The sequence below is a fragment of the Ectobacillus sp. genome (assembly GCF_056992975.1).
Genome location: NZ_JBXKMX010000247.1, coordinates 1 through 4,497, shown reverse-complemented (window position 1 = coordinate 4,497; position 4,497 = coordinate 1). Strand labels below are relative to the sequence as shown.

Sequence of the window (4,497 nt, the reverse complement as noted above, 5' to 3'; positions counted from 1 at the left end):
ACAGTATTACGAAGAATGCTTTTCTGTAAATAATGGATGATTTCTTCAATAGGTGTAACAATAGAAATTTTGACGATATCTTCCTTTTCCCCTCGGTTCATTGCCAATACGCGGTGAGGTACAATTTTACTAATCGATTCTGTGTAATCATAGTACATTTCATACACATTTTTTTCATCTTTTTCTTTCTCTTTTACAGAGGAATCAATGGTCCCCTTTTGAAAGGTTGTATGACGAATCCACTTACGATACACTGCTTCATCCGCAATTTGTTCTGCAATTATATCCTTTGCTCCTTGCAACGCTTCCTCCTGCGTGGCAACTTCCTTTTCTTCATTAACAAATTCCAGTGCTTTTTGCATGGCGTTTCCATGAAGAGGAAGCGTGAGTAACCACTGTGCGAGTGGCTCCAAACCTTTTTCCTTTGCAATCGCCGCTTTCGTTCTTCTCTTTTCTTTAAACGGTCTATATAGATCCTCTACTTCTTGTAATTTAGTAGCATACTGTATCTTTTGCTGCAGCTCGTCTGTTAGCTTCCCTTTTTCTTCAATTAACCGCAGTACTTCTTCCTTTCTCGCTTGAAGATTCACTGCATATTGCCATTTTTCTAATACCGAACGAATTTGTACTTCATCAAGTGAACCCGTCATTTCCTTTCGGTAACGTGCTATAAAGGGCAAAGTATTCCCTTCTTCTGTTAGTTGAATTACATTATGTATATGTTTTATAGGAATACCAAGTTCAGTTGCAATCGCTTGAACAATCGTTTGTTGTTTAGCTTCTATAAGACTCATTCTCATCCTCCTTTGGTATGGTTGCTTCCTTTAAAAAAAGTTGCCCTCAATAGAGAGCAACTTCATGAACAATCAAAAATCTATAAGTCCCAAGCTAATTTGCAGTGCTTCATCTACTCGGCTCATCATACCTTCATCTAAATGAGTGATTTTATCCGTAAGCCGTTGTTTATCGATTGTTCGAATTTGCTCTAACAGAATAACGGAATCCCGTTCAAATCCGTAGCGCTTCGCATCGATTTCCACATGCGTGGGCAGTTTCGCCTTTTGAATCTGAGCTGTAATTGCAGCAACAATCACAGTAGGACTAAATCGGTTCCCAATATCGTTTTGAATAACGAGAACAGGACGCACTCCGCCTTGTTCAGAACCAACAACCGGAGAAAGATCTGCAAAATATACGTCACCGCGTTTTACAATCAAAGGATTACCCCCCGCTAACTAAGCGTTCTACCGTATGAGCTGCTTCATACTCCGCTAGAAAGGATTCAGAGGCAATATTAAGATTAATTTCTCCCATTTCAATATATCCACGTCTCATTGACTCATGTTGATAACGCTTCTTTGTCTTGTGTTTTCGCAAAAACATTTTAGTTGCTTCACAAATCAATTCGTTTCGGTTGCATTTTTCCTGTTTCCCGATTTCATCCAACTCTGATAAGATTTGTTTGGGTAGACGAATAACTATTTCTGTCGTCACACTTGATTCCGACACGAAGATACACCTCCAACATCAACTACACACACCAAATTATATATATTGACACTTGTTTTTATCATACCATTGTATGGTGCAAGTTGCAAAGACTTCCTAGCTTCTTGTCTAGGGTTACCCATCAGTGAATAAATCATTCATTTCCTGATTTCTATCCATCTATTCTATCTGTACCTAGGAGCGACGCCTTATTTTCTTACCGCTGCACTAGTAGATTTTCAATTTCTACAATTTGACCACTCTTTCGAAATACACGAGGAACACGGAAATTTATCATACAAGTAACTTCATAGTTAATGGTTCCTAAATATGCTGCCACATCATCCGCACTAACTGTTTCGTTCCCTTGTTTTCCAATTAATGTAACATGCGTTCCAACTGGTACTGGATGTGGAAGTCGAATCATCAATTGATCCATGCAAATACGACCTACAATTGGTACTTTTATTCCGTCGACCAATACTTCAAAACCTTGAAGCTTTCGTATCCATCCATCAGCATATCCTATTGGAACAGTTGCAATCCATTCCTTTCCTTGTGTGGTATACGTTGCCCCGTAGCTTACACATTCTCCTCTCTCCACTTGCTTTACATGAACGATTTTACTATGAAGAGAGAAAGCCTCTTTCAGTTTGTATGGAAGAATTGGACTCATTTCAGGAGATGGGGTAAGACCATACATAATAATACCGATGCGAGCAGCATTGAATAAGCAATCAGCAAATCGTAGAATGGTAGCACTATTTGCACAATGAATTAACGCAGGTCGTCCATGCATTTCTTCAAGCCACTGTATTTGCTCTTTGAATGTAGCATATTGTTTATCAAAGTAGGTTGTATCTAATTCATCCGCTGTAGCAAAATGAGTAAAGGCCCCCTCAATTTCAAATGCAGGCATGTCATTTAATTCAGTAAGACAAGCTACCAATTCCGATTTTTGGCGTATTCCAATCCGACCCATACCACTATCAAATGTAATATGCAGATGCAATGGTTGACTCTCATTCCATACTTTCTTTGCTTGATTCAACCATTCGGAATTAAAAACTGGCAACGCAATATTATTTGCAGCAGCTATATTAACATCTTGTGGGCGTACAGCCCCTAACACTAATATCGGCACAGTAATACCTGCTGCTCTCATCGCTAACGCCTCGTCCATAAATGCGACCGCTAAACGAGTAGCTCCTGCTTCTAGTGCAGTTCTAGCTACAGCTGCTGCTCCGTGACCATATGCATTTGCCTTCACAACTGCAAATAGCTCTACATCTTCTGGAATAGTCTCTCTTGCATGTCTGACATTTTCGTGAATGGCATCTAAATCTACTTCTACCCAAGTATCCCGGTAAAACGACGACACTTTCATTAAAAAAACACTTCCCTTATACGTTATGCAATGCTTATTCTTATATATTCTCAATTTTTAATAAAGTCTATCCTAGATTATTGTCTCATGACAAGGAAATGTCAACGGTAATCAGCAAAAACAAAACTACTTCACAAAAAAACATGACGAGACCTTGCTCGTCATGTTGATGGTTACTTCGAGGATTTTTGATAAACCGACCGAGCAACCGCAAGAATTTCATCTTGCGATAATCCTTTTGCTACCAACATATAATCTACTCCTTCATGCGACCAGGATACTGATTTATCCGTTAATGCCCCTATTGTAAATCCTAGATCTACTGGTTCTCCGCTCACACCAATCGGTACACTCGTTTGTGATGCCTTCGCTTTTTCTTCTACTAATGTAAATGTTTTGTCGCCAGTACCATATGTTAAAATAATGCGTTTTCCGTTGCTTGATTGCAATTGCTTTTCATCATTTAGTTTCATATCTTGCGGGAGAGCATTTGGATATAAAACAGAAAATGGTTGATCTTCTTTTCCATTCGTAGGGACTTCCATTTGCGCACCAGACATATTCTTCTTCATGTCAAAAGCGCTCGCATCAAACTTCGCATCAAATTTCACATTTGAAAAATCCACTTGAACAAGTGCGTTCTTATCATTGTCTAATAGTTTTACAGAGACAGGTGCTAAATCTTTTTTACTAAAGGTAATTTCCTGCTTCGGCATCATATTCTGATTTTGATAATTGGTTTTTGTTTCAAAAATATAGTATTGGTCTGTACTCGTAAATATTGCATCTTTGTCTTTCACAATATCACGAACAAGCGACTCAAACAGATAGGATTGACTACTATTCTGTGGCCAATCGCTTTGAAAACGAAAGCTTTTATTTAAAGCAGGTGTCAACACAAATACTCCATCATCATTTCGCAGAATAATTTGACTTTGGTCTTGTTTCGCATTCTTTAAGTTAACCCGATAATAAGTTGGCTTACTATGCCAAACATCAACTGTATATTCTTGTGCATCTGCGCCTGTTTTAATCGACAGTTTCGCCTGTGCTTGATACCCCGACATCTTTTTCACTTTGGAATCTAAATCGGAAATGACATTTTCCTTACTTTTTTGCCCACAGCCTGCTAAAGCGACTATTGCAAGCAATCCGATCATCACTGCAAATAGCAGTTTCTTCATTCCTTCAGCCCCTTTGTCTCATAAGATAAGTAGTTTCTAGCTACTCAAATATATGAGAAGACAAACAGGATTATGCAGACTAGTCCATACCTTCTAGAATTACTTGTGCAATAGCATAGTCATTGCTGTGTGAAATAGAAATGTGAATCACATAGGGGTACGAGGCATGTACAATCGGTTTTCCTCGTTCATTATTTATAATTTCGATATCCTGAAAGCCTACTTCTTTCCCAATCCCCGTACCTAGTGCCTTGGAAAATGCCTCCTTTGCAGCAAATCTCCCTGCCACAAATTCAACTTTTCTCTTACCAGCAAGAGCAGAAGCAAGCTCACGTTCACGCTCAGTAAGAATCCGTTCTATAAATTTTGGCTGTTCTATCGATTTTGCAATTCTATCTAGTTCCGTAATGTCTATACCAATTCCTACTATCACCCTAC

The 4,497-nt window shown here is 38.8% G+C and carries 6 protein-coding genes; all 6 read right to left on the bottom strand.

All coding sequences use genetic code 11. The features are described from left to right. On the bottom strand, positions 1–794 hold a 794-nt coding region (locus tag AC11ZT_RS11485), incomplete at its 3' end, for a Tex-like N-terminal domain-containing protein (protein ID WP_484059721.1). A gap of 72 nt (positions 795–866) precedes the next feature. Then, positions 867–1,217, bottom strand: coding sequence for a type II toxin-antitoxin system endoribonuclease NdoA (ndoA, locus tag AC11ZT_RS11480; protein WP_379971258.1), 351 nt, complete (start codon positions 1,215–1,217; stop codon positions 867–869). Positions 1,218–1,221: 4 nt separating this feature from the next. Continuing rightward, on the bottom strand, positions 1,222–1,509 hold the full coding sequence (locus tag AC11ZT_RS11475) for a CopG family ribbon-helix-helix protein (protein WP_484059720.1): 288 nt from the start codon (positions 1,507–1,509) through the stop codon (positions 1,222–1,224). A gap of 196 nt (positions 1,510–1,705) precedes the next feature. Beyond that, positions 1,706–2,875: an alanine racemase gene (alr, locus tag AC11ZT_RS11470; protein ID WP_484059719.1), complete on the bottom strand. Its 1,170-nt coding sequence runs from the start codon at positions 2,873–2,875 to the stop codon at positions 1,706–1,708. Positions 2,876–3,048: 173 nt separating this feature from the next. Then, positions 3,049–4,035 carry a LolA family protein gene (locus AC11ZT_RS11465; RefSeq protein ID WP_484059723.1) on the bottom strand — a complete coding sequence of 329 codons (987 nt, stop codon included), beginning with the start codon at positions 4,033–4,035 and terminating at the stop codon, positions 3,049–3,051. Positions 4,036–4,138: 103 nt separating this feature from the next. Further along, positions 4,139–4,492: a holo-ACP synthase gene (gene acpS / locus AC11ZT_RS11460; RefSeq protein WP_484059722.1), complete on the bottom strand. Its 354-nt coding sequence runs from the start codon at positions 4,490–4,492 to the stop codon at positions 4,139–4,141. Between the last annotated feature and the right edge of the window lie 5 nt (positions 4,493–4,497).

What these genes read in the sequence shown, in the direction of transcription:
- alr (WP_484059719.1), bottom strand. Translation starts at nt 2,875, where the DNA reads ATGAAAGTGTCGTCGTTTTACCGGGATACTTGGGTAGAAGTAGATTTA.
- AC11ZT_RS11465 (WP_484059723.1), bottom strand. Translation starts at nt 4,035, where the DNA reads ATGATCGGATTGCTTGCAATAGTCGCTTTAGCAGGCTGTGGGCAAAAA.